Here is a 22,837-nt window from a genome sequence, read left to right on the forward strand (position 1 = left end):
GAATGGAGGAGGCAGGCGGCCTGCACGCCGGGGGCAGGGGTTCTGACCTAGGGACCGGGCGTGGCCTTGCCGGTGATGGCCTGGACGACCGTCCGCTGGTGCAGCACGCCCGTCACGGCACCCTGGGGGTTGATGACGGCGTACTCGTTCCCCTCGAGCCGGGCGAGGAACTGCAGGAGTTCCTGGCCCGCGGCCGACTCCGGCACGTAGGCGCCGGCAGCCAGCCGACGTGCCGCGGTGTTGACGGCCGTGGTCGCGGCCACGTCGTCGGGGACGGCGAGGAGCGCGGCCTCGTCGACGACGGCCTCGGGCTCGCCGGAGGGTCCGGTCAGGACGACGGCGGCTCCGGGGTTGTCCCGCAGGAGCCGGTGCGCGGCGAGGACCGTGGTGCCCGCGGGGACACCGACGGCGCGCTGCTGCAGCCGGCCGGCACTGATGGCGGGGAGGCGCAGGCGCATGCGCGCATTCTCGATGGCGGCCGTGGCGCCCATCCACAGGGAGGCGCCCATGACGACGGTGAGGACGATGACCAGGAGGTCGGGGCCGCGCCCCTGTAGCAACTGGATGCCCACCACCGACGCGAGCAGGAGGAGGACGATGATGCGTCCGGCCCAGCCGGCCGCCACCGTGCCCTTCTCCTGGCTGCCGGTCGCCTTCCAGACCGCGCTCTCGACGAGGCGCCCGCCGTCCAGCGGCAGGCCCGGCAGCACGTTGAACAGGGCGACGAGGAGGTTGGCCCAGACCAGGATGGTGGCGAGCAGATAGGACACCGACCCGGGCGTGAGGGCCTGCAGGATGACCCACCCGAGGCCCGCGAGGACGAAGTTCGCCGCGGGCCCGGCGAGGGCGACGGCGAGGGACCTGCCCGGCGAGGCGTTGAAGCTCGCGAACTGCGTGTGGCCGCCCCAGAGGTTCAGGACGATCCGGGTGGTCGGCCAGCCGAAGGCACGCGCGGTGAGGGCGTGGGCCAGTTCATGGATGAGCACGGACGCGGCGAGGAGCAGGGCGTAGCCGAGGGCGACGGCGTAGGCGCCGGCACCGATACCCGGGAACGTCTGCGAGACGCGCGGCCCGAACACGAGCACGATGAAGGCCGTGATGACGAACCAGGACCATGCGAGGACCACGGGGATGCCCGCGAGTCGGCCGAGCGACAGCCCGGGGCTCCGCTGCGTCCGGGCCGGTTGCCGGCCGCTACTCATGCCGGTCCTCGCCCGTCTCCTCCGGCAGGAGCGCGGCGAGATCGGCGGGCGTCCGGCCCTCCAGAGTGTCCCAGTCGGTGCGGCGCCCGTCGGGCGGCAGGGGGACGAAGTGGGGAACGGCGAGCGTGACGAGCCCTGCGGCGAGGGCCGAGGTGACACCCGGCAGGGAGTCCTCGATGGCGACGACCCGGTCCTTCCGGAGCCCGGGGTGATCCGCCGCCAGCAGGTCGAAGCCCAGCTGGTAGGCCTCCGGATCCGGCTTGCCGGCGCTCACGCGGTCACCGGTGACGAGGTGGGAGAAGGTGCCTTCGGGCAGCTGCGCGGCGATCTCGCCGGCGAGGAGGCTCTCGGACATCGTGACCATGGCGCACGGGACGCCTTCCGCCCGCAGGGCCGAGAGCAGCTCGCGCGCTCCCGGGCGCCAGGGCACGGCGGCGCGCACGTCCGCGGCCACGCGGTCCGTCAGGTGCTCGATGATGCTGCGGATGTCCAGCGCGACGCCGGCCCGCTGGAGCACGCCGGCGGAGTACTCGAGGGCCTGGCCGACGAGGGTGGTCGCCTGCTCGGTGGTCCAGGTTCCGCCGTGGGACTCGACCAGTTCCTTCTCCGCCCGGATCCAGTACGGCTCCGTGTCGACGATCGTCCCGTCCATGTCCCACAGCACGCCCTGCAGTCCCCGGACGTTTCCCGACCGTCCAGAGACGGTCCGGTGGATCTCGGTCGGACGGGTTCGGACACTGCCGGTGAGGTGGTTGGACATGCCTTCAAGTCTACGGTGACCCCTTGACGGACCCGCGCGTCAGCTCTCCGCGTAGCCGCCGAACCCCGCCTGACATGGCCGCGCGCAGGGGTTTAGGGTGAGACGGTGGACAGCTTCGAAGAGAACCAGCCGACCGGCGTACAGGACCTTTTCCAGGATGCCGGCGAGCCAGAGCGCCGTATCACCGTCATGCTCGCGGCCTTCGAGGGCTGGAACGACGCCGGGGAAGCGGCCAGCGACGCCCTGAAGTACATGGGCCGGTACTTCGGCAGTGAGCGCGTCTCGACCATCGACGCCGACGAGTTCTACGACTTCCAGTTCACCCGGCCCATGATCAAGCGGAACTCCTCGGGCCAGCGGCGGATCAAATGGCCCAACACGCGCATCAGCAAGGCGGTCGTCCCGAAGTCCAACGTCGACCTGATCCTTGTCAACGGGGTCGAGCCCTCCTACAAGTGGCGCGCCTATACCGCCGAGCTCGTCGCCCTGGCAAAGGAGCTCAGCGTCGACTGCATCGTCCTCGTCGGAGCACTGCTGGCCGACGTCCCGCACTCGCGCCCCATCCCCGTCACGGTCACCTCCGACGACGACCTCGTCCGGGAGAGCCTGGACGTCGAGCCGTCGACGTACGAGGGCCCGATCGGCATCGTCGGCGTGCTGGCCGAGATGGGTCTGCTCGCCGATATCCCCACCATGTCCCTCTGGGCCGCCGTCCCCCACTACGTGGGCCAGTCGCCGTCGCCGAAGGCCCAGCTGGCCCTGCTGAACAAGCTCGAGGAGATCCTGCAGATCACGGTGGACACCCACGTGCTGACGGAGGAATCGGAGGCCTGGGAGCGGGGAGTGGACGAGCTCGCCACCGAGGACCCCGAGGTCGCGGCCTACGTGCGCCAGCTCGAGGAGGCCAAGGACACTGTGGACCTCCCGGAGGCGAGCGGCGAGTCGATCGCCCGTGAGTTCGAGCGCTACCTGAAGAAGCGCCGCCGCGAACAGTAGGCCGGCCGGACGCCGACGGGGCGCGAGACTCCTGTCGGCCCGGCTGCGGTCGCCAGCCGGGACGGGCACATCCACCGGGCCGACGGTGGCGGGGGCAGAACCGCCCCGCGGACGCTAGAGGCGGACGCTAGAGACGGACGCCGAGCAGGGCGTCGAGGACATCGGCAAGGTCCTGCCGATGCGTTCCGCCTTCCGCTCCTGCGCGTGCTCCCCTTGCCCATGCGTCCACCGCGGCAAGGGCGGACGGCGCATCGAGGTCGTTCGCCAGGTGCCCCCGGATGGCCTCCCGCACTACGGCGATGTCGGCCTTCCGCGCACCGTCGGCGGCTGCACGCCAGGCCGCGAGGCGGGCGATGCCCTCGTCCAGCACGGCATCCGTCCAGGACCAGTCCGAGCGATAGTGGTGCGCGAGGATGGCAAGGCGGATGGCTGCAGGATCGACGCCGGCCTGGCGGAGCTTCGACACGAGGACCAGGTTTCCCCTGGACTTGCTCATCTTCCCGCCGTCGTACCCGACCATCCCGGCGTGCGCATAGTGCCGGGCCAGCGGGGTACCGCTGGTCGCCCAGGCGTGGGACGCGCTCATCTCATGGTGGGGGAACACGAGGTCCGAGCCGCCGCCCTGCACGGTGAAGGGGGCCGGCAGGAACCGCTGCGCGATGATTGCGCATTCGATGTGCCAGCCGGGCCGTCCGTCACCCAGGGCGCCGCCGGGCCAGCTCGGCTCTCCCGCGCGTGCCGTACGCCAGAGGAGCGGATCGAGCGCGTTGCGCTTGTGCGGGCGCTGCGGGTCCCCGCCACGTTCCGCCGACAGCTCGAGCATGGTCCCGGCGTCGAGGTGCGAGACCTGGCCGAGGAACCAGCGGGCAGGGTCGTGCTCATCGAGCGAGGCTGCGGAGTCGAGGGAGAAGTAGACGTCGCCGTCCGGCTCCCCGTCCTCCCCGGGCACCGCGTAGGCGAGCCCGCGGCCCACCAGCTCCTCGACCGCCGGGACGATCCAGCCGATCGCCTCGACGGCGCCGATGTAGTGGTCCGGGGGCAGGACGTTCAGTGCCTCCATGTCCTCGCGGAACAGCGCGATCTGGTCGGCAGCGAGATCCTGCCAGTCGACGCCGGTGGCCGTGGCGCGCTCGAGCAGGGGATCGTCGACGTCCGTCACGTTCTGGACGTAGGACACCGCTGCTCCGGCGTCGCGCCAGGTGCGGTTGAGGAGGTCGAAGGCGACGTAGGTGGACGCGTGGCCGAGGTGGGTCGCGTCGTAGGGAGTGATGCCGCAGACGTAGAGGCTGTGCTCAGGGTGCTGCCCGAGTGGCGCCAGCTCCTGGAGGGCGGTGTCGAAGAGGCTGATGCCCGACTGGGTGCCGTCGAGTTCTGGGACAGGAGTCGAATTCCACGCAATCACACGTTCTACCTTACGGCCCGGCGTCAGGCGCTGATGACGCCGAAGCCGAGCAGCACGTATAGGGCCAGGCCGAGCAGGATGCGGTACCAGACGAAGAGGCCGTACCCGCGGGTGGTGACGTACTTGAGGAACCACCCGATGATGGCGAAGCCGACCACGAAGGCGACCAGGGTGGCCAGTGCCGTCTCGGGCAGGGCGTAGGGCCCGGTCTCGTCGTAGCTCTTGGCGAGCTGGAACACTCCGCTGCCGAAGACGGCGGGAATGGCGAGCAGGAACGAGTAGCGCGCCGCCGCCTCGCGGGTGTATCCCATGAGCAGGCCCGCGGTGATGGTGCCCCCGGACCGCGACACGCCCGGGATCAGGGCCAATGCCTGCGCGAGTCCGTACAGGATGCCGTGCGGGTAGGTCAGCTTCGAAAGCTCGCGTTCCTGCCGGCCCACGTGATCGGCGACGGCGAGGATGAGGCCGAAGACGATCAGCATGGTGGCCACGATCCACAGGCTCCGGAACGTGCTCTCGATCTGGTCCTGGAACAGCAGCCCGAGCAGGACGATCGGCACGCTGCCGAGAATGACCAGCCAGCCCATGCGGACATCCGGGTCGTTCCGGGGCACCGTGCCACTCAAAGCGCCGAACCAGGCCTTGACGATCCGCACGATGTCCCGCCAGAAGAACACGACGACGGCGGTCTCCGTGCCGAGCTGCGTGATGGCGGTGAAGGCCGCCCCCGGATCCTGCGCGTTCGGCAGGAGTTCTCCCACGATGCGCAGGTGTGCGCTCGATGAAATGGGTAGGAACTCGGTAAGGCCCTGGATGAACCCCAGGATGGCTGCTTCTATCCAATTCACTCTTACGACCCTAAGCCATGCGGCCGGGGACAGGCTTTAGGCTTGCTCCATGCAACGGCGAAACGTGGGAGCGAGCGGCCTGGCCGTCTCTGCGCTGGGACTCGGCACCATGAACTGGGGCCAGGAGGTCAACGAGGAAGCCGCACGCGAGCAGCTCCGCATCTTCGCCGAGGCCGGCGGCACGCTGGTCGAGACCGCCGCACGCTACGGGGAGGGCCAGGCGGAAGCCATGCTGGGCGGCTTCATGGGCGATACCGTGGCCCGCTCCGAGCTCGTGCTGGTGGTGCAGGGCGGCACGACCCGCTCCGGCAGCAGGCGCCTGGACGGCTCACGCCGGGGCCTGCTCGACTCGCTGGATGCCTCGCTGTCGCTGCTCGGTACCGATCACGTGGATGTCTGGCTCGCACCCTCCCCCGACCCGTCCGTTCCCCTGCAGGAGACCCTGAGCGCGCTCGAGGTCGCCTATGGAACGGGACGCGCGCGCTATGTCGGCGTGTCCAACTACTCGGGGTGGGAATTCGCACGCGCGGCGGCGACGGCGTCGTTCCCGCTCCTCGTCAACGACGTCGAGTACTCGCTGGTGAGCCGCGGCGCCGAGCGGGAGGTCCTCCCCGCGGCCGAGGCCTTCGGTGCGTCGATCCTCGCGTGGGGCTCGCTCGGCCGCGGCGTACTGACCGGGAAGTACCGTGGCAGGATCCCCTCCGAATCACGCGGGGCGTCCGACCTGTGGTCGCCATACGTGGAGCCCTACCTCTCGGGGAAGCCGCAGCGGATCACCGAGGCACTGTGCACTGCATCACGCGGGCTCGATCTCCAGCCCCACGAACTGGCGCTGCGCTGGCTCCTGCACCGGCCGGGGGTGGCCTCGGCGATCGTGGGTGCGCGGACGGCCCAGCAACTCAAGGAAATCCTCCAGACCGGTGATGCGCCGGTCGCAGCGCCCATCGCCGAGGTCCTCGACGAGGTTTCAGCGCTCGCGACCTGACACGGCTTCCAGTCGGTCCGCGCAGCGGCTGACGACAGGGACCGACTGTGGTGGCTGACCGTGGCAAGCGAGGGCCCGTGGCCTACGCCCGGGTCTTCCTCAGCGCTCTAGGTCAGGTTCGATCAGGTGCGGCTTCGGCCTCGATCAGGTCCGGCGCGTAGTCGGCCTCGTCCTCGCTGTCGTCGTCGTCCGGCTCCTCATAGATCTCGAGCGGAGTCACTTCGCCGAAGGCGTCATAGAGCGCTTCCTCGTAGACCTCGAAGGCATCCGCGATGCCGAGGTATGCCGCTTCCACCGCCGGGTCGTCTTCCCGCCGTCGTGACGCCGAGGCTGCAAGATGCTCTTCAAGGGCCGTCACGAGGGACTGGAGCGCGACACGCGGATCTATGCTCATGCACTAGACGTTATCGGTAAAGTGATCAAAATTGGAGGGATATGCGAGAACATTTTCTGAACGCAACGGCCGTCCGGAAGCGCGACTACGGGCGGCAGTACGAGTACCTGGTCCTGACCGTGAATGCCGGAGAGTCCTTGCCCGCGGCCCGGAAACTCCTCACGGAACACGCCGAGTACGGCAAGTGGGAACTCGAGCGGAGCTGCATCTATCTGGGCGGCAGCAGGCGCTACTGGCTGCGGCGGAAGGTCCTGCGCGTAGAGCGCACGGCATAGACCCCTGCGGGCCGCGAGGACAGCCGCCAGTGCGGCCGCCCTGCAAGCCCGGACAGGCCCTCGTCTTCCAGGCTCACGCTAGACCGACGGCGGACCGAGCAGGGCCGTGGCGACCGTCGCCCGCGCGGATTCCTCCGTCGACGGGTGGAACTGCCCGGCCAGCGCGTCGCGGTGGAGCCGCACCGCTTCCGAGGACGCCGCGAATCCGGATCCCCCACCGACATGAAGGGCGGTGGCAGTCGCTGCAACCGCTGCCTCGACGGCGTGGGTCTTGAGCGTCACGAGGCGTGCGAACCACTGGGAGCCGACCTCCACCCGCCCATCCAGGTCCTGGGTCACGCTGCGCAGCTCGGCCTCCGCTCCGGTCCGCTGCATCGCAGCCCCGGCCAGGAGGTTCCGGAGCACGGGATCCTCGGACAGAGGGCGGTCCGCGACATGGCTGCGACGCCGGGACAGGGACTGCGACGCCAGGTCGAGGGCCCGATCCGCGATACCCAGGTACACGGAGGCGATGAGGGTCTCGAATGCCGCGAAGATCCCGAAGACCAGGAGGTCCGCATTCGGTCCCACCGGCACACGACGGAACACCGCGTCGGCCCGGACCCGGACATCGGACAGGCGCGTGGTGTTGGACTGCGTGGCGCGCATCCCCAGCGGGTTCCAGTCCTCCACGGTCTCCACCCCAGGGGTGCCGCGGGGGACGAACGCGTGCAGGATGACGTCGTCGTCGCCCTCCCGGCCCTCGAGCTTGCCGAAGATCCCGAGCCGGGTCCACACCGGTGACAGGCTCGTGAACACCTTCGTGCCGGTGTAGCTGAAGCCGCCGTCCGGCAGGCGGTCCACCCGCGTCAGCGAATCGAACAGGACGGCGTCGTTGCCCGGTTCCGAGACGCCGAACGCGAACACCTCGCCCCGCGCGGCTTCATCGAGGACGAACTGCAGCGACGCGTCACCGCGATCCGCCAGCAGGCCCGCCACAGCTGTCCAGACGAGGTGCATGTTCACGCCCAGGGCGGTCGCGGGTGCGGCCGCGGCGAGTGCTCGCTGTGCCGCGGCGGCCCGGCCCATCCCCCCGCCGTCGCCCACGGGTACCTCCGCCAGTATCCGGAGGTAGCCGGACGCGGCGAGCTCGTCGAAATCCTCCGTGAAGAAGGCATTGGCCGCGTCGTAGCGGGCCGCCCTCTCGCGGAAGCGTTCGAGCATCTCCGCGGGCAGGAGTTGCCCGGAAGCACCTTCCGTCATCGTCGCCACGTGTCGTCCCGTTCCGTGCTCGGTAGGTGGTTCTTCAGGAGGTGGGTTATCAGGAGGCGGTTTCTCAGGAGGTGGTTCCTCAGTAGGTGGTGAGCAGGCGGGCGAGCACCCGGGCGCCGAAGCGGAGCGAGTCCGTGGGGACGCGCTCGTCGACGCCGTGGAACATGCCCGTGAAGTCGAGCTCGTCGGGCAGCTGCAGGGGTGCGAAGCCGTAGCCCGTGATGCCGAGCCTGCTGAGCGACTTGTTGTCGGTACCGCCCGAGAGCGTGTACGGCAGGACCTTGGCTCCCGGATCCTCGGAGTGCAGGGCGTCGATCATGGAGTCGACGAGGTTTCCGGCGAACGGCACCTCGAGCGAGGTGTCCTTGTGCTCGTAGGTCACGTCCACGCCCTCGCCGGCGAGCCCGCGGATGATCTCGAGGACCTGGTCCTGCTGGCCCGGCAGTGTCCTCACGTCGATCAGCGCCTCGGCGGTGCCCGGGATGACGTTGTGCTTGTAGCCGCCCTTGAGGACCGTCGGATTGGCCGTGTTCTGCAGTGTCGCGCCGACGAAACGGGCGACGGTGCCGAGTTCCTTCAGGAGGATGTCGGGGTTGTCGGCGTCGAATTCGATGCCGGTCAGCTCGGTGACGCCGTCGAGGAACTGCCGTGTGGTCGGGGTGAGCTCGATGGGCCAGGAGTACTCGCCGATGCGCGTGACGGCACGGGCCAGGGCTGTCACGGCGTTGTCGGTGTTGATCTGCGATCCGTGGCCGGCGCGGCCGTGGGCGACGAGCCGCAGCCAGGAGATGCCCTTCTCCGCCGTCTGCAGGAGGTAGGTGCGCTGTCCTCCGATGGTCGCGGAGAAGCCGCCCACCTCGGAGATGGCCTCCGTGGCACCTTCGAAGATCTCCGGCTTGTTGTCGACCAGCCACGAGGCTCCGTAGGCCCCTCCCGCTTCCTCGTCCGCGAAGAACCCGAAGATGAGGTCCCGCTTGGGCTTGACCCCGTCGCGCTGCAGGGAGCGGAGGACGGACAGGATCATGGCGTCCATGTCCTTCATGTCCACGGCGCCGCGGCCCCAGATCAGGCCGTCCTTCTCCTCGCCGCCGAAGGGATCGACGGTCCAGTCCTCCTTCTGCGCGGGCACGACGTCGAGGTGTCCGTGGACCACGAGCGCGGGCAGGGACGGATCCGAGCCCTCCATGCGGGCGACGACGGAGGTGCGGCCGGGGGCGGATTCGAAAAGCTGCGTGGACAGTCCGACGTCCTCGATGAGGCCTGCAGTGTATTCGGCGGCCTTCCGCTCCCCCGGGCCCACGTTGTCCCCGAAGTTCGAGGTATCGATGCGGATCAGGTCCTGGCAGATCCTGACGACTTCATCTTCGGGTGAAATGCCCACGTGGTCCTCCTGGGTAGCGGTTGCGGATCCAGCCTACCGAGGACGCGGTTCCAACGGGGACAGGCTCGAGGGACGGGAAAAGCCGCGCCCCTCGGGGGGCGCGGCTCTCCGTCGTGTGCCGCCCGGACGGACCGGGCAGGAGGGGTGTTACTCGGACACGGGGATGGACTGCGACTTCAGGGAGTCGATGGTCTTCTGCTGACCGTTCTCAAGGGCGTCCGTCAGGGTGCCGGAGCCGCCGATGGCAGCGCCGAACCCGTCGGAGACGTCCGTGTAGGTCTGGGTCATGGTGGGGCCCCAGGTGAAGTCGGGGTTCACGTTCGCAGAAGCGTCGGCGAAGATGTCGTAGATCTTCTGTCCGCCGTAGTAGTCGACTCCCCCGGCGAAGGCCTCCAGGTCGGTCGCGGACTTCGCGGCCGGGTACAGGCCACCGAGCTCGTTGGCCAGGGCGAGGGCTTCAGGATCGGTGTTGAGCCAGAGCGCGAACTTCGCGGCCTCGGCCGGGTGCTCGGAGCCCTTCAGCACGGCGGTGGAGGAACCGCCCCAGTTGCCTGCGGCCTCTTCGCCGTCCTCCCACTGCGGCATCGGGGCGACAGCCCACTTGCCGGCCGTATCGGGTGCGCCGGACGAGAGCGTCGTGGCACCCCAGACCGCGGAGACCCAGGTCCACTGCTGGCCCTCGTTGAAGGAGGCGTTCCACTCGTCCGAGAAGGACGGCAGGGTGGAGACGAGGTCCTTGGACAGCAGGTCCTGCCAGTAGGTGGCGACCTCCTCCGATTCGGGGCTCGTGAGGTTGACGTCCCAGCTCTCGCCGTCGTTGGCGAACCACTGGCCGCCGTTCTGCCAGACCATGCCGGCAAACCAGTTCACGTCCGACTTGGGGAAGTTGGTGATGTACGAGCCCTGCGCCTTGATCTTCTCGGCGGCCGCGGCGTATTCCTCCCAGGTGGTCGGCACCTCGATGCCCGCCTGCTCGAAGAGGTCGGCGCGGTAGTACATCGCCATGGGCCCGCTGTCCTGCGGGATGGCGTAGACGGAGTCCTCCTCGCCGAAGGTCACCTGCCCCCAGGTCCAGTCGACGAACTGGTCCTGCGCATCGGCGACGCCTTCGCAGCCGGCGATGTTCTCGAGGCCGTCCTGGACGCGGAAGTTCGGCAGGGCGTCGTACTCGATCTGGCCGAGGTCGGGCGCATTGCCCGCCTGGATCTGGTTGAAGAAGTTCTGGTAGGTGCCGGAGTTGCCGTTCGGCCCGGTCTGCACCGTCACCTGGATATCCGGGTTGTCGGCGTTCCACAGCTCGACGACCTTGTCCATCCCCGGGACCCACGTCGTGAAGTTAAGTTCGACGGGACCGTCGGACGCTTCGCAGGGGGCTGCTTCGGCTCCTGCTTGTGCTTCGGAGCTGTCTCCGCCGGCTGAACAGCCGGAGAGAGCCAGCGCAGAGATCATGGCAAAGGCCGCGGTGACTTTTCCGTAATGCGCGCGCATTGTCTTTCCTATCGGTGGTAGTGCGGTGCGGGGGCGGACGCCCCTGCGCCTGGGGTGCTGGTCGGGAGGTTTGGGGCTGCTACTTGACGCCGCCGGCGCCGAGTCCGCTGCTCCAGAAGCGCTGGAGGGCGAGGAAGGCGATGATCAGCGGGAGGATCGAGACGAGTGCTCCGACGATCACGAGGGACCGCAGTTCGGGGATCTGGCTGATCTGGCTGTTCCAGGCGTAGAGGCCCAGCGTCACGGGGAAGAGTGCCTGGTCGCGGAGCATGATCAGGGGCAGGAAGAAGTTGTTCCAGATCGCGACGAACTGGAAGAGGAAGATCGTCACGAGGGCCGGCGCCATGAGGCGCGTGGACACGGTGAAGAAGGTCCGGATCTCGCCCGACCCGTCGAGGCGGGCTGCCTCGAGCAACTCTCCGGGAACGCTGGCCGCGGCGTAGATACGCGCTAGGTAGACGCCGAAGGGGCTCACGAGGCTCGGCAGGAACACGGCCCACATGGTGTTGGTCAGCTCGACCCGACTGAAGATCAGGAAGAGCGGGAGGGCCAGGGCCGTCGCGGGAACGAGGACGCCGCTGAGGACGATGTTGAAGATGGCCTCGCGTCCCCGGAACTCGTACTTGGCGAGCGCGTACCCGCACATCGCGGCGATGATCGTGCCGATCAGGGCACCCACACCGGCATAGAGGGCCGAGTTCAGCAGCCACCGGCCGAAGAGGCCGTCGCCGTAGGTGAAGAGCCGCCCGAGGTTGCCGAAGAACGTCCCGAGGGAGTCCGCCGTGAACCACAGGGGCGCCGTCGAGGTGATTTCGCCGCCCGTCTTCGTGGACGTGGTGAGCAGCCACCAGATGGGGGTCAGGAAGTAGAGGGTGAAGACGCCCATGATGAGCATCGCGGCGCTGCGGGACATGATGCTCTGCCGGGGTCCGCGGGCGCGGCCGTCGGCGCTGTTCGCCGTCGAACCCGCTCCGCGCTGTCGCTTGGGGGCGGTGGCTGGGGCTGCCGTCACTGGGAAACCTTCCGCTGGGTCGACTTCAGGAAGATGAAGGAGAGGATGAACGTGGCGAGGGCGAGGACCACGGAGAACGCCGCGGCGAGGTTGTAGTTGGGGACCGACGCGGTGGTGTAGACGGCGAGGTTCGGGGTGAACGTGCTGTTGATCGCCGAGCTGAAGCTCCTCAGCGTCTGCGGCTCGGCCAGGAGCTGCAGTGTGCCGATGATCGAAAAGACCGCGGTGAGGATGATGGCGGGGATCACCAGGGGGATCTTGATGCGCCAGGCGATCTGCAGGTTGCTGGCGCCGTCGAGCCGGGCCGCCTCGTAGATCTCGGTGGGTATGGCCAGCAGGGACGAGTAGATGATCAGCATGTTGTAGCCGACGTACACCCAGGTCACGATGTTCGCGATGGCCCAGAGCACGAGGTTGCCGGACAGGAAGTCGATGTTCGAGGTCACCGCGCCGAACGGTGACAGCGACGGCGAGTACAGGAATCCCCACATGATCGCGGCGATCACACCGGGAACGGCGTAGGGGGCGAAGAAGGCGAGCCGGAAGAACTTCTTGCCCTTCAGCAGCGGGGAGTCGAGGAGCAGTGCGAACAGCAGGGCGAGGCCGAGCATGATCGGCACCTGCACGACGCCGAACAGCAGGACACGGCCCACGGATTCCCAGAACGCCGTGTTCTGGAAGACCTGCTCGTACTGGACGAAGCCGCCGAAGACCTGGCGGGGCTTGCCGAAGGTCCCTTCACGTTCGACGGTGAGCAGCGACTGCACGATGGCGTAGATGATCGGGATGGCGTAGAAGGCCAGGAAGAGAAGCCCGAACGGGGCGATGAACAGGGCCACGGCCCGGCGCTGCGCTCCCGAGGATCGGTTCTTCCTCGGAGCCGCAGGAACCTTCGGCGCCTCCGCCGGAGTGCTAATGACTGTCATTGCCTGCGTCCTTTCGGCTCTGCGACGAGCCGTCGGTGTCGGGATGTGCTGGGGTGGTACGGACGACGCGGACTGCGCCGGCGGGAACCACGACGACGTCGGCCACGGCCTCCGCGGTCAGCAGTTCCAGACCGCGGACCCGGTGCTTGCGGTCCTCGGTGGAGTGGTTGATGAGAAAGACGTAGTCGTGGCGGTTACCGCGCCGCGTGACGGACTCCAGACCGGGCTGCACATCGGGCAGCTGCACTCCGGCGGTGGCGGCCGCGCGCAGCAGCAGATCCTTGAGGACACCGCCGTCGAGCACCGTCCCGGCGTACCATGCCTCGCCCGCGCCGAAGCGGTTGCGCGTGACGGCGGGCCCGCCGGCGTGGTGGCCCGTCGCATAGCTGAGGACGGCGTCGGCAGTGGTGAGACGCAGCGCTTCGGACCAGAGCGAGGCGGGTGAGCCGTTGTCGAGGATGAGGGGGTGCGCCGGGTCGAGGGGAAAGAATTCCTCGGAGCGGATGCCGAGGAGGTCCCGGAAGGCTCCGGGGTATCCGCCGGGCCGCACCCTCTCGTTCTCGTCGACGATCCCGCTGAAGAAGGTCACGAACGCGGATCCGCCGTTGTCGACGAAGGTGCTGATTCCGGCGGCGTCCTCGTCACGGACGAGGTAGAGGTTCGGGACGACCACGAGCTTGTAGGCGGAGAGATCCGCGCCCGGCGGCACGACGTCGACCGTGACGCCGGCATCCCACAGCGCCTTGTAGGCGGCATGGACCTGCTCGATGTAGCGGACGTCGCCCGATGGGTGCGACTCCTGGTCATGTGCCCACCAGGCCTCCCAGCTGAAGACGAGTGCGACGTCGGCATGCACCGTGGTGCCCGCGAGTTCGCGCAGCTTTCCGAGGGCGGAGCCGAGTCCCACGACGTCGCGCCAGATCTGCGAATCGGTGCCGGCGTGGGGCACCATCGCCGAGTGGAACTTCTCGCTGCCCTGGAGCGAGGCGCGCCACTGGAAGAAGCAGAGGCCGTCCGCACCGCGCGCCAGGTGGGTCAGCGAGTTGCGCAGCATCTCGCCGGGGCCCTTGGCGATGTTGCGTGGCTGCCAGTTCACGGCGCCGGTGGAGTGCTCCATGAGCAGCCAGGGTCGACCCTGGGCGAGTCCGCGAGTTGTGTCCGCAGCGAAGGCGAGCTCGGCGAGGGGTGCGTCCAGCCGGTGGTCGAGGTAGTGGTCGTTGGCGATGACATCCATCTCGGGTGCCCAGGACCAGTAGTCCTGGTCGCGGATGTGCGCGGCGACCATGAAGTTGGTGGTCACCGGAGCGTCGCTGGTGCGCCGGAGGACCGCTGCCTCGGCCTTGTAGTGCGCCAGCAGTTCGTCGGAGCTGAAGCGGTTGAAGTCGAGCGTCTGGGTCGGATTCGTGGCCGAGAGGGTGAGCCTCGGCGGCAGCACCTGCTCCCAGGCGGAGTAGCGCTGGCTCCAGAAGGCAGTGCCCCAGGCCGCGTTGAGCGCATCCAGGGTTTCGTAGCGGGTGCGGAGCCAGCCCCGGAAGGCCTCGGCGGAGACATCGCAGTAGCAGAGCGAGTTGTGGCACCCGAGCTCGTTCGAGACGTGCCACAGGCGGAGGGCGGGGTGGTTGCCGTAACGCGCCGAGACCTCCTCCACGAGGGCAAGGGCCCGCTGCCGGTAGATGGGGGAACTGGGGCAGAATGCCTGGCGGCCACCGGGCCAGCGGACGGTGCCGTCGGCGGTGCGGGGAAGGACCTCCGGATGCGCCGTGGTCAGCCAGGCGGGAGTCGACGACGTCCCGGTGCCGAGGTTGACCCCGATGCCGTTCTCGGCGAGGAGGTCCATCACGGCATCGAGGTCCTCGAAGCGGAAGGTCCCTTCTTCGGGTTCCAGTTCCGCCCACCCGAAGATGTTCACGGCGACGAGGTTGACGCCTGCCTCCCTCATCAGCCGGACGTCCTCGTGCCACACGGACGGATCCCACTGCTCCGGGTTGTAGTCACACCCGTACACGAGCTGTCCGTCGGACAGTCCTGCGACGGTTCCTGTGCGTGCCACGCCTGCTCCTTCTTGGATGTGCCGATCCCCCGCGCAAGCCGAAGGAAGAGGACCACCAACGTTCTGTGAACGTTCCCAGAGGCGGGCCGGTGTGCTCTTCGTCGAGGATCTGTGAACGTTCCCAGAGTAACCACGGTCACAGTGGATGTCAACGCGTGCCGACCGGGCAGAGGGGTTCCCGGCACTGACTTTCCGGCACTCCCAGGCCATCCATCTTCTTCCCGGATGGCATGTGGAGGCTCCGCTAAAGTACAGGTATGTCCCCGACCCGCGTCCGCAATCGCCGTGCGACCATCAATGACGTCGCCACTGCGGCGGGGCTCTCCCGAGGTACCGTCTCCCGCGTCGTCAACGGCGAACGCTACGTGTCCGACGAAGCCAAGATCGCCGTGGAGGACGCGATCGCCCGCGTCGGATACGTGCGCAATTCGGCCGCCCGAAACCTGGTCACCCAGGAATCCAGGGCCATCGCCCTGATCATCCACGAGCCTCACTCACTCCTGTTCGAGGACCCGAACATCGGCTCCATCCTCCTCGGCGCCAATGCCGTGCTGTCGAAAGCCGACTACCAGCTGGTCTCCCTCATCATCGATTCCGACCGGGACAGCCGCAGGGTCGCGGACTACCTGCGGGGCGGGCTCGTGGACGGTGCAGTCATCATCTCGGCCCGGGCGTCGGATCCCATCGCCTCGGCCGTCCGCGACATCGGAGTGCCGGCAGCGTTCGTGGGGCATCCGCCAGGAACACCGGATCTGCCGTATGTGGCCATCGACAATGCAGCGGCTGCCCGTGCCATCACCGAGCGTCTCATCGGCACCGGGCGCCGGCGCATCGGCATGATTGCCAGTGCCATGGACCGCGACTCCGGCAACGACCGCTTCACGGGCTTCCGGGACGCCCTCGGCGAGCGCTTCGATGCCTCGCTGGTCGTCGAATATCCGCTCTACACCTACGCTGCCGGACTCGAAGGGATGCAGGAGCTGCTCCGCCGTTGCCCGGAGATCGACGGCGTCTTCGCCGCGTCCGACGCAGTCGCCGCAGGTGCCATGACGGCCCTTCAGGAATCGGGCAGGAAGGTGCCGGACGACGTCGGCATCGTCGGCTTCGACGACAGCAGCTGGGCGCTCAGAACCCGACCACAGCTCTCGACGGTCAAGCAGCCGGCCGACCTGCTGGGCAGTACCGCGGCCGAGCTCGTCCTCGCCCAGATCGAGGGCCGGCCGAGCCTCGCCCAGGTCCTGGACACCACGGTCGTCTGGCGCGAATCGGCGTAGCCTCGCTCGGGTGGAGTCGGCCTGCGCCCTGCGCACTGTCGGGATCCGCCCCGGTTTTGCTGTAGAAATTGTTCATGCTCTCCACCACCCCTGGTTCGACGACGACCATCCACCTGTCAGTAGCCGACACGAGCGTGGTGGTCGACGCCTCCGGGCCCGGCGTTCCGGCGATCGTGCACTGGGGGCCATCCCTGGGACCTGTCAGCGAGCAGCATCTCTCAGCACTCGTGGCATCGCTGGTGCCGCAGCGTGTGTCCGGTGGCCTCGATGTGCCCGCCCGTCTCTCGGTCATCCCGCAGGAAGCGTTCGGCTGGCAGGGCACGCCTGGCTTCACGGGCCACCGACAGGGCACGAACATCTTTCCCGCCTTCCAGCTCACCTCGATCGAGCAGGCAGATGCCGACGGCGGCCGGGAAATGTCGTTCACAGCGGATGACGAGGATGCCCGTCTTCGTGCTACCGGGTCGATCCGCCTCAGCGCCGCCGGCGTTCTGCACCAACGGCTGTCGGTGACGAACACCGGTGATTCCGACTACGAGGTGCGATCCCTGCTGGCCGCCGTTCCGTTGCCGGATTCGGCTGTCGAGGTCCTGGACACCACCGGTCGGCACCTGCGCGAGCGGAGCCCCCAGCGCCACCTGCTCACCCAGGGAACCTACCGGAGGGAGAGCCGACGCGGCCGGCCCGGCGCCGATGCCACGGTGGTCCTGGCCGCCGGCGCCCCGTCCTTCGGCTTCGAGACAGGTCTCGTCCATGCCATTCACCTGGCCTGGAGCGGAAATCATCAACTCACCGCCGAGAAGACCCCGGCCGGTCAGGCATTCCTCAGCGCCGCGGAACTGCTCCTGCCCGAAGAGATCGTCCTCGCCCCGGGAGAGACCTACACCGCCCCGGAGATGCTCGCGTCCTGGGGCCACGGCCTCAACCAGCTCTCCGCCCGCTTCCACGACCACGTGCGGTCCCGTCCTGTCCACCCCTCATCTCCCCGCCCGGTCACGCTCAACACCTGGGAGGCCGTGTACTTCGACCACGACCTCGAACGTCTCACCCGCCTCGCGGACAAGGCCGCCGCCCTGGGCGTGGAGAGGTTCGTCCTCGATGACGGCTGGTTCGAGGGCCGCCGCGATGACACCTCCAGCCTGGGCGACTGGTTCGTGGACCGCGAGGTCTGGCCCAACGGACTCACGCCGCTCGTCGATCACGTCCGTGCCCTCGGCATGGAATTCGGGCTCTGGTTCGAACCGGAGATGATCAACCTCGACTCCAGACTCGCGGCCGACCACCCCGACTGGATCATCCAGGCCGAAGGCAGGCTGCCCATTTCCGGCAGGCAGCAGCAGGTCCTGAACCTCGCCAACCCGGGCGCGTACGACTACATCCTCGAGTGCATCGACACCATTCTGAGCACCCACGACATCGCCTACATCAAGTGGGACCACAACCGGGACCTGCTCGATGCCGCCGACGCCGTCACCGGCCACGCCGTCGTCCACAGGAACGTCGAGGCCGTGTACCGGTTGATGCGCACACTCAAGGACCGCCATCCCGGGCTGGAGATCGAAAGCTGCGCCTCAGGCGGAGCCCGCGTGGACCTCGGAGTCCTCGACCACACGGATCGCATCTGGACCAGTGACTGCATCGATCCGCTCGAGCGGTTGACCATCCAGAAGTACACCGGTCTCCTCGTACCCCCCGAACTCATGGGCATGCACATCAGCGGTCCGACGTCCCACTCCACCGGCCGGACCCACGCCCTCCCTTTCCGGGCAGCGACAGCGATCTTCGGCCATTACGGCATCGAATGGGACATCTCGAAGCTCACCGCCACCGAGACCGAGCACCTCAAGGAGTGGATCGACCTCCACCTCCAGTGGCGCGACGTCCTCCACACGGGGCACGTCGTCCACACGGACCTACCCGACCCCGCGATGGACCTGCGCGGAACAGTCGCGTCCGACAAGTCCTCTGCCCTCTTCGCCTACTCCCTCACCGCCTCCAGCGCGTCCTACCCCCCGGGGAAACTCACCTTCCCGGGCCTCGACCCGCACCGCGCCTACGCGGTTCGACTTTCCAGCCCCTACACCGCGCTCCCCGGTAACGGTCAGTCACCCCTGGCCTGGGCGGAAGCATCACTCACCGGCGCACCCCTGGCACTGACCGGAGCCACCCTCGCCCATGTCGGCATCCAGGCACCTGTCCTGTTACCGGAGCAGTCCATCCTGATCGAACTCCACGCAACCGAGGCCCACCCTGACGGCTCGAGGAACCACTCCTGATCGAACCGAGGCCATCTCGGCGCGCTGCCGGCCGAGGCATGCGGCCCGGCCTCTCCCCCGCTCAGCGAAGCATGAGTCCTTCAAAGCGGGACGAAAGGCCCTAGGAGAGGAGCCCCGGAGAGATGCACTGTTCAGGGACGAAGGTTGCTGTTCGTGAGATCTCAGAAGGGAAAGCGCCGTGAGCACAACAGCCGTTCCTCAGATCGTTGTCGGAGTCGACGGATCCGAGCAATCCATCGAAGCCCTGCGGTACGCCCAGAAGCTCGCCCCTACCTTCGACGCGACAATTTTCGCGGTCGCAGCGTGGGACTACCCCGCAGCCGACCCGGGATTCATGCCCCTCGGCAGCAGTGAATTCTCGGACGCCGCGCGTGAACACCTGGACAAGGCTCTCGCCGCCGCATACGGGGAGGACCGACCCGCCGGGTTCCGGAGCACGGTGGTGTTCAACCATCCGGCAAAAGCCCTCGTCAAGGCCTCGGAGGATGCCGTCTTGCTCATCGTCGGCCGGCGGGGCCATGGCACCTTCCGCGGACTTCTCCTTGGTTCCGTCAGCAGCGCCTGCGTGACCCACGCCCACTGCCCCGTCCTCGTCATCCGCGAGGCCGGTGACCGGAAGGACGCCTGACTTTCGGGATTGCGCGGTCCTGGCCCGTTAGGCGGACATCAAGGACCGGGAGTCCTTGGTACCGCTTCAACGGCGGGTGTCGCCGAGGAGGGACCTTCAGCCCTGGTCCAGCCGCTGCCGCAAGCACAGGGTGGGGCTACGACAACCGTTGGCCCGTCCCCGGGGGCGGGCAGTGCTGCGCACAGCAGTGCGTTTGCTCTCATCGTTCCCCAACACCAGTCGAAAAAGGACGGCATGTCATGAGTTCGCATTCCACCAGCCCCTTGCCCGCATCAGGACCCGCCCGTATGCCGGCAGGGGCACTCATCATGGTCCTCATCGGTGCCCTGCTCGTCACGATAGCGATCGGTGTCGGTTCCGGTGGTGCCGCTGTGGCTGCCCTGGCCGGCCTGCAGCGCGACAACGGCTTCCTCAGCACCTCGACCGAGCGTTTCGAGTACGACACGTACGCGCTGACCTCTGCCCGGCTCGAGAACCTGCGCAGCACGGAAGGACCCGTGAATCTTCCTGCAGGGATCGCAACCCTGCGGCTGCGGGCGACAGGCATCCCGGCAGGGCAGTCCGTCTTCATCGGTGTCGGCCGCCAAGCCGACGTCGACGCCTACCTGTCGTCGGTGGCTCATACGGAGCTGACGGACGTCCGCACCAACCCCTTCCGCGCAGGCTACCGCGATGTGACGGGAACCACTGCTCCGGCCCCGCCCGCCGAGCAGACGTTCTGGACGGAGTCGGCCTCCGGGACGGGGACGCAGGAAATCACGGCGGACCTGCGAACCGGCAGCTGGGCGGTGGTCGTGATGAACGCCGATGGAAGCCCATCCGGCGCCGTCGATCTCCAGGCCGGGTTGCGGTCGAACCTGTTCGCCCCGATCGGCATGACCTTGTTCCTGGCGGCAGCGCTGTTCGTGCTGGTCGGGGTCCCCCTCGTACTCGCCGGGGCGGTCGGGCTCGGCAGGGGGCTGGACCCGTCCAGGCCGGATCTTCGGCACCAGGATCGGATGCTCGACGGTCAACGCCATCGCACCGATACCGGCGACCCTGCACGGGATCTGCTGCCCTACCCCGCCCGACTGACGGGCTACCTGCAACCCGGGCTGTCACGGTGGCTCTGGCTGGTGAAATGGTTCCTTGCCATTCCCCACGCCGTTGTCCTCGGGCTGCTGTGGGTGGCCTGCGGGGTATGCACGGTGGCCGCCGCGTTCGTCATCCTCTTCACCGGTCGCTACCCGGCACCTCTCTTTCCTTTCGTGGTGGGCGTTTTCCGCTGGACCTGGCGGGTGCAGTTCTACGCCTCGGCACTGGGAACGGATTGGTATCCGCCCTTCACCCTTGCTCACGTCCACGGCTATCCCGTCGACTTCCAGGTCCCATACCCCCGGCGCCTCCACCGCGGCCTGGTGCTCGTGAAGTGGTGGCTGCTGGCCCTGCCGCACCTGCTGATCGTCGCGGGACTGACCGGAGCCTGGTCCTGGACCATGGCTACCTGGGCCGGCGTCGGGCCGGGCGAACTCGTTCGATCATCCGGGCCGTCAGTGCTGGGCCTGCTGGCCCTCGTCGCAGGGTTCGCACTGCTGTTCACGGGACGGTATCCCACACCGCTGTTCGACCTCGTGATGGGCATTCGCCGCTGGAGCTATCGCGTGCTGACCTACGTGTTCCTGCTCCGCGACGAATACCCGCCGTTCCGGCTGGACCAGGGACCGGACGAGCCGGAACCCTGGGCGTCACATCCGGAAGAACAGGGGACTGCGGATGTCAGGCCGCCGGCGCCCACAGGTTCCAGCGCCTAGGGCCCCCTGCATTGCGGTCCACGGCCAGCTCGTGACTTTAGACCCATGTCCTCCAGCCGAATAACTGAGAGGGTAACTCCATCGTCATGCTCATCGACGCAGGAAGGCCCCCGATGTTACTCACGCACCCGCCCGACGTTCTGGATATTTCCCTCCTACAGCGCGGCACCGAGGGCACCGCTGCTCTGGGCCACAGCACCCCTGTCAGCGTCGAGATCCGTGCGGGTCACCGCGTGCGGGTGACATCGGTGCAGTTCACGCTCGTGCACTCGCTGAGCCTCGCCCAGACACACGGGAACCCGTACGGCGGCACCTTCCGCGCCGACGAGCGTACCTCCCGTGACATCGGAAGCACCCAGCGCGGAACCGACACGACCTTGCGCGCAGGAGAATCCTGCTGCGAGGCCAGCCAGCTGGTCGTGCCCGCCGACGCGATACCCACACTTCACGGAAAGCTCATCACCTCTGCCTGGTCCGTGCGTGTGCGGGTATCCAGCGAGGGCAACGAGGACGTCGTACGTCACCATCCTCTGACCGTCCACTCCGGCGGTGCTGCCGGCGGTGTCGAGCCCGGGGTCGAACACTTCGAGCCGCCCCTGCGGTTGGCGCAGCTGTCGACACACTCCCTGTATCCGGGAGTGGAAATCTCCGGCGTCGCAGAGGTGAGCGAAGCCAGGGCCCGAGCCCTGACTCTCAGCGTCGTCATGCAGGAAGAAGTGATGTTCCGGGTCGGGCAACGCCCGCAGCAGCACAGCTCCCCCGCGGAATCCCTCGTCGAGGAAACCGTGATGAGTGAAGTGCGCATACCCCTGACCGCATCCAGCGGTTCCACCATCCCCTTCACCCTGGTCCTGCCTGCGGTTCCTGCCCCGACGGTGAGATCACCCCTCCTGGAGGTTCGCTGGCTTCTCCGGGCAGCACTCGACGTGCCGTTCCGGCGCGACCCCGTAGCGCTCGTCCCCCTGGTGGCGGGCACAGTGGCCAACAGCCTGAGAGTCCGGACCTGAGAGAGCGAGCCTCAATCCTGCAGGGGTCAACAGGCGCGCGGTCAGGCGATGCCTGTGGTTCCCAGGAGAGTGCCCACCAGGAGAGTGAAAGCCATCGCCAGCGCTCCGCCGAGCACGAGGCGGGCCGTTGCGCGCCGTCGTGAACTCCCACCGACGTGGGCGCTGATGGTTCCTGTGATGGCCAATGCGACGAGGACTGCCACGAAGGTGAGGGGAATACGTATGCTTGCCGGCAGCAGGAGAATCGCCAGCAAGGGCAGGACTGCTCCGGCCGCGAAGGACGCCGCCGAAGCGAACGCCGCGTGCCACGGGTTCACCACCTCGAGTTCGTCGATGTTCAGTTCCGCCGACAGGTGGGCGGCAAGGGCATTGTGTCCTGTCAGTTCGACCGCGACCTGGCGGGCTGTCGCTGGAGCCAGGCCCTTCTGTTCGTACAGGCCGGCAAGCTCGACCAGTTCCCCCTCGGGGTCATCGAGCAACTCCTGGCGCTCCTTCTCGATCAGGGCTTCCTGGCTGTCCTTCTGGCTGCTGACCGACACGTACTCTCCGAGCGCCATGGACACCGAACCGCCGACGACGGCCGCCGTACCCGCGACCAGGATCGGCGCAAGGGTGTTCGTCACGCCGGCGACACCCACCACCGTGGCGGCGGTCGAGACGATCCCATCGTTCGCGCCCAGTACGCCGGCACGCAGCCAGTTCGACCGGGCCATGACGCTGCCATTGTGCGGCTCACTGCCCTGACCCGAGACATCCGTCATGGGAGCAGTAAAGCATCACCCCTTGGCGTCGGGCTATCGAGGTCCAGTGTGCCGATCCTGGGTGTGTCCCTTCAGGACTTCGAAGGGTTGGCCCTCCGCCGGGCGGGACTCGTCGCAGGACAGGTCGGAGT

General features: G+C 68.0%; 20 protein-coding genes. 8 read left to right on the forward strand and 12 right to left on the reverse strand.

The window, feature by feature from the left end:
• Positions 1-47: 47 nt before the first annotated feature.
• The gene (locus tag P5G52_RS12155) at positions 48-1,202 is read right to left on the reverse strand and encodes a site-2 protease family protein (RefSeq protein WP_301227696.1); all 1,155 of its coding nucleotides are present in this window, start codon (positions 1,200-1,202) and stop codon (positions 48-50) included.
• Positions 1,195-1,962, reverse strand: a complete 768-nt coding sequence (locus P5G52_RS12160) for an HAD family hydrolase (RefSeq protein WP_301227698.1) — start codon at positions 1,960-1,962, stop codon at positions 1,195-1,197. Before P5G52_RS12160 ends, P5G52_RS12155 begins: the two co-directional genes overlap by 8 nt.
• 105 nt (positions 1,963-2,067) lie before the next feature.
• Here P5G52_RS12160 and P5G52_RS12165 point away from each other — a divergent pair, with 105 nt between their 5' ends.
• Positions 2,068-2,958: a PAC2 family protein gene (locus tag P5G52_RS12165; protein ID WP_301227700.1), complete on the forward strand. Its 891-nt coding sequence runs from the start codon at positions 2,068-2,070 to the stop codon at positions 2,956-2,958.
• A gap of 127 nt (positions 2,959-3,085) precedes the next feature.
• Here the strand turns inward: P5G52_RS12165 and mshC are convergent, their stop codons facing one another.
• On the reverse strand, positions 3,086-4,360 hold the full coding sequence (gene mshC, locus P5G52_RS12170; RefSeq protein ID WP_301227702.1) for a cysteine--1-D-myo-inosityl 2-amino-2-deoxy-alpha-D-glucopyranoside ligase: 1,275 nt from the start codon (positions 4,358-4,360) through the stop codon (positions 3,086-3,088).
• Between the two features lie 23 nt (positions 4,361-4,383).
• The gene (locus tag P5G52_RS12175) at positions 4,384-5,208 is read right to left on the reverse strand and encodes an undecaprenyl-diphosphate phosphatase (RefSeq protein WP_301227704.1); all 825 of its coding nucleotides are present in this window, start codon (positions 5,206-5,208) and stop codon (positions 4,384-4,386) included.
• Positions 5,209-5,257: 49 nt separating this feature from the next.
• Between P5G52_RS12175 and P5G52_RS12180 the strand changes: the two genes are divergently transcribed.
• Positions 5,258-6,193, forward strand: coding sequence for an aldo/keto reductase (locus P5G52_RS12180; protein ID WP_301227706.1), 936 nt, complete (start codon positions 5,258-5,260; stop codon positions 6,191-6,193).
• 112 nt (positions 6,194-6,305) lie between these two features.
• On the opposite strand, the gene P5G52_RS12185 is transcribed toward P5G52_RS12180, so the two are convergent.
• A complete protein-coding gene (locus P5G52_RS12185; RefSeq protein ID WP_301227708.1) occupies positions 6,306-6,587 on the reverse strand; it encodes a hypothetical protein in 282 nt (93 codons plus the stop codon).
• Positions 6,588-6,628: 41 nt separating this feature from the next.
• On the opposite strand from P5G52_RS12185, the gene P5G52_RS12190 reads away from it, so the two are divergent.
• The gene (locus P5G52_RS12190) at positions 6,629-6,862 is read left to right on the forward strand and encodes a DUF5703 family protein (protein ID WP_301227710.1); all 234 of its coding nucleotides are present in this window, start codon (positions 6,629-6,631) and stop codon (positions 6,860-6,862) included.
• A 78-nt stretch (positions 6,863-6,940) separates the two neighbouring features.
• Here the strand turns inward: P5G52_RS12190 and P5G52_RS12195 are convergent, their stop codons facing one another.
• The 6 genes from P5G52_RS12195 to P5G52_RS12220 form a co-directional block, all read right to left on the reverse strand.
• Positions 6,941-8,104 (reverse strand): acyl-CoA dehydrogenase family protein, encoded by a 1,164-nt coding sequence (locus tag P5G52_RS12195; protein WP_301228788.1) that lies wholly within the window; start codon positions 8,102-8,104, stop codon positions 6,941-6,943.
• An 88-nt stretch (positions 8,105-8,192) separates the two neighbouring features.
• The gene (locus tag P5G52_RS12200; RefSeq protein WP_301227712.1) at positions 8,193-9,494 is read right to left on the reverse strand and encodes a M20/M25/M40 family metallo-hydrolase; all 1,302 of its coding nucleotides are present in this window, start codon (positions 9,492-9,494) and stop codon (positions 8,193-8,195) included.
• Positions 9,495-9,641: 147 nt separating this feature from the next.
• Positions 9,642-10,982 (reverse strand): ABC transporter substrate-binding protein, encoded by a 1,341-nt coding sequence (locus P5G52_RS12205; RefSeq protein ID WP_301227714.1) that lies wholly within the window; start codon positions 10,980-10,982, stop codon positions 9,642-9,644.
• 79 nt (positions 10,983-11,061) lie between these two features.
• The gene (locus tag P5G52_RS12210; RefSeq protein WP_363321907.1) at positions 11,062-11,895 is read right to left on the reverse strand and encodes a carbohydrate ABC transporter permease; all 834 of its coding nucleotides are present in this window, start codon (positions 11,893-11,895) and stop codon (positions 11,062-11,064) included.
• Positions 11,896-11,990: 95 nt separating this feature from the next.
• Positions 11,991-12,920: a carbohydrate ABC transporter permease gene (locus tag P5G52_RS12215; protein ID WP_301227717.1), complete on the reverse strand. Its 930-nt coding sequence runs from the start codon at positions 12,918-12,920 to the stop codon at positions 11,991-11,993.
• The gene (locus P5G52_RS12220) at positions 12,907-14,970 is read right to left on the reverse strand and encodes a beta-galactosidase (protein ID WP_301227719.1); all 2,064 of its coding nucleotides are present in this window, start codon (positions 14,968-14,970) and stop codon (positions 12,907-12,909) included. Before P5G52_RS12220 ends, P5G52_RS12215 begins: the two co-directional genes overlap by 14 nt.
• Before the next feature lie 257 nt (positions 14,971-15,227).
• On the opposite strand from P5G52_RS12220, the gene P5G52_RS12225 reads away from it, so the two are divergent.
• The 5 genes from P5G52_RS12225 to P5G52_RS12245 all read left to right on the forward strand — a co-directional run bounded on the left by P5G52_RS12225 (position 15,228) and on the right by P5G52_RS12245 (position 21,945).
• On the forward strand, positions 15,228-16,244 hold the full coding sequence (locus tag P5G52_RS12225; protein ID WP_301227721.1) for a LacI family DNA-binding transcriptional regulator: 1,017 nt from the start codon (positions 15,228-15,230) through the stop codon (positions 16,242-16,244).
• Positions 16,245-16,318: 74 nt separating this feature from the next.
• Positions 16,319-18,520 carry an alpha-galactosidase gene (locus P5G52_RS12230; RefSeq protein WP_301227723.1) on the forward strand — a complete coding sequence of 734 codons (2,202 nt, stop codon included), beginning with the start codon at positions 16,319-16,321 and terminating at the stop codon, positions 18,518-18,520.
• Positions 18,521-18,698: 178 nt separating this feature from the next.
• On the forward strand, positions 18,699-19,148 hold the full coding sequence (locus P5G52_RS12235; protein WP_301227725.1) for a universal stress protein: 450 nt from the start codon (positions 18,699-18,701) through the stop codon (positions 19,146-19,148).
• Between the two features lie 239 nt (positions 19,149-19,387).
• On the forward strand, positions 19,388-20,938 hold the full coding sequence (locus P5G52_RS12240; RefSeq protein WP_301227727.1) for a DUF4389 domain-containing protein: 1,551 nt from the start codon (positions 19,388-19,390) through the stop codon (positions 20,936-20,938).
• Positions 20,939-21,051: 113 nt separating this feature from the next.
• On the forward strand, positions 21,052-21,945 hold the full coding sequence (locus P5G52_RS12245; protein WP_301227729.1) for a hypothetical protein: 894 nt from the start codon (positions 21,052-21,054) through the stop codon (positions 21,943-21,945).
• Between the two features lie 41 nt (positions 21,946-21,986).
• On the opposite strand, the gene P5G52_RS12250 is transcribed toward P5G52_RS12245, so the two are convergent.
• The gene (locus P5G52_RS12250; RefSeq protein ID WP_301227731.1) at positions 21,987-22,706 is read right to left on the reverse strand and encodes a VIT1/CCC1 transporter family protein; all 720 of its coding nucleotides are present in this window, start codon (positions 22,704-22,706) and stop codon (positions 21,987-21,989) included.
• Between the last annotated feature and the right edge of the window lie 131 nt (positions 22,707-22,837).

Origin of the sequence: Arthrobacter burdickii (genome assembly GCF_030433645.1) — a bacterium.
Lineage (GTDB): Bacteria > Actinomycetota > Actinomycetes > Actinomycetales > Micrococcaceae > Arthrobacter_D > Arthrobacter_D burdickii.

Coding starts and splice junctions, on each gene's coding strand:
- P5G52_RS12155 (WP_301227696.1), bottom strand. CDS start 1,202: ATGAGTAGCGGCCGGCAACCGGCCCGGACGCAGCGGAGCCCCGGGCTG.
- P5G52_RS12160 (WP_301227698.1), bottom strand. CDS start 1,962: ATGTCCAACCACCTCACCGGCAGTGTCCGAACCCGTCCGACCGAGATC.
- P5G52_RS12180 (WP_301227706.1), top strand. CDS start 5,258: ATGCAACGGCGAAACGTGGGAGCGAGCGGCCTGGCCGTCTCTGCGCTG.
- P5G52_RS12185 (WP_301227708.1), bottom strand. CDS start 6,587: ATGAGCATAGATCCGCGTGTCGCGCTCCAGTCCCTCGTGACGGCCCTT.
- P5G52_RS12190 (WP_301227710.1), top strand. CDS start 6,629: ATGCGAGAACATTTTCTGAACGCAACGGCCGTCCGGAAGCGCGACTAC.
- P5G52_RS12195 (WP_301228788.1), bottom strand. CDS start 8,104: ATGACGGAAGGTGCTTCCGGGCAACTCCTGCCCGCGGAGATGCTCGAA.
- P5G52_RS12205 (WP_301227714.1), bottom strand. CDS start 10,982: ATGCGCGCGCATTACGGAAAAGTCACCGCGGCCTTTGCCATGATCTCT.
- P5G52_RS12210 (WP_363321907.1), bottom strand. CDS start 11,895: ATGTCCCGCAGCGCCGCGATGCTCATCATGGGCGTCTTCACCCTCTAC.
- P5G52_RS12215 (WP_301227717.1), bottom strand. CDS start 12,920: ATGACAGTCATTAGCACTCCGGCGGAGGCGCCGAAGGTTCCTGCGGCT.
- P5G52_RS12225 (WP_301227721.1), top strand. CDS start 15,228: ATGTCCCCGACCCGCGTCCGCAATCGCCGTGCGACCATCAATGACGTC.
- P5G52_RS12230 (WP_301227723.1), top strand. CDS start 16,319: ATGCTCTCCACCACCCCTGGTTCGACGACGACCATCCACCTGTCAGTA.
- P5G52_RS12240 (WP_301227727.1), top strand. CDS start 19,388: ATGAGTTCGCATTCCACCAGCCCCTTGCCCGCATCAGGACCCGCCCGT.
- P5G52_RS12245 (WP_301227729.1), top strand. CDS start 21,052: ATGTTACTCACGCACCCGCCCGACGTTCTGGATATTTCCCTCCTACAG.
- P5G52_RS12250 (WP_301227731.1), bottom strand. CDS start 22,706: ATGACGGATGTCTCGGGTCAGGGCAGTGAGCCGCACAATGGCAGCGTC.